Genomic DNA, 1,074 nt, shown 5'->3' with positions numbered 1-1,074 from the left:
CCAGTTTTAAAAAGAACGTTCCCTGCTTCAGCCGAAAGAGGGTGGAAGCCAGTTTTAAAATAATCAAACAACTAATCACGGCATTATTTACAACGGTCCCGCGGTATGGTGTCGTGGCAGTTTCTTTCACACGTGAAAGGAACTGTCAGGACGAAAGGAGCATTGTGCGAACGTTTATATTTTTGGTTTAAAAGTACTGCCATGCACTATGACCGCTTGTTGTGTGCAGTTTTATTTTATTAATATATCCAAATCTTTTCTAAATTCTGCCCAATTATCAGCAGAGGGGGCCTCTTTTATGTTTTTATTTTCTTGTAGATATATAAACACCAAGTTCATAATTCCTTTCAAACTATTTTCAATATTATTTGATTCATCAATAAATTCATTGCACAATTGAATACACTTTTTAAAGTTTTTATTTGGTATGCTTCCATTAAGCTCTTCTCTCCATAAATTATGTATTATATAGTTGCGTTTTTGAACATAATTGTCAAGTCTTTCGTGATTTATAAAATCAACTTTCTTTAATTTGTTTGATAAGGTACCTAATGTTTTTTTTCTGATCTTTCTGCCTCTTTCAGAATCTTCTAAATATACTTCTGGTTTATACTTTTTAGCTTCTTTGTCTGATAAATATAAACCAAGAACATTTAAAACAATTTGAAGAATAAATTCAACTCTTTGTGATGCAAATAAGCTAAGTCCCATTTGGTTAAAAAGTACACCATATTGTGAATCTTCACTTTCTTTCATTTTTAATTAAATTTCTTATGATCATTAGTAAATGAGTTTAAAAATTCAATCAGTATTTTTATCTAAATTGCACACAACGTTCCCGCGGTATGGTGTCGTGGCAGTTTCTGTCCGATAGGATAGGAACTGTCAGGATGAAAAGAGCTGGCTGCGAACGTTGAATTATTTGGTTTAAAAGTACTGCCATGCACTATGACCGCGTGTTGTAGGGCGTTTTTATTCATAATCAATTATTTGTTTTATATAATCATCTTTGCTAAGTTTTAAGAATTCGTCAATCATCAAATTATCTGGATTCTCAGATTTCAATTTCCTCAT

Annotated in this window: 2 protein-coding genes; both read right to left on the bottom strand. The window is 32.1% G+C overall.

The window, feature by feature from the left end:
* Positions 1-231 precede the first annotated feature (231 nt).
* Positions 232-756, bottom strand: coding sequence for a hypothetical protein (locus tag ACE01N_RS20465; protein WP_380592936.1), 525 nt, complete (start codon positions 754-756; stop codon positions 232-234).
* Between the two features lie 62 nt (positions 757-818).
* On the bottom strand, positions 819-980 hold the full coding sequence (locus tag ACE01N_RS20460) for a hypothetical protein (protein WP_380592934.1): 162 nt from the start codon (positions 978-980) through the stop codon (positions 819-821).
* Positions 981-1,074: the final 94 nt, after the last annotated feature.

Source organism: Quyinboa ferrireducens, assembly GCF_042436675.1.
Taxonomy (GTDB): Bacteria; Bacteroidota; Bacteroidia; order Bacteroidales; family UBA5342; genus JBHJHP01.
The sequence above is the reverse complement of the archived record's forward strand: the minus strand, read 5'-3'. Positions and strand labels throughout refer to the sequence as shown.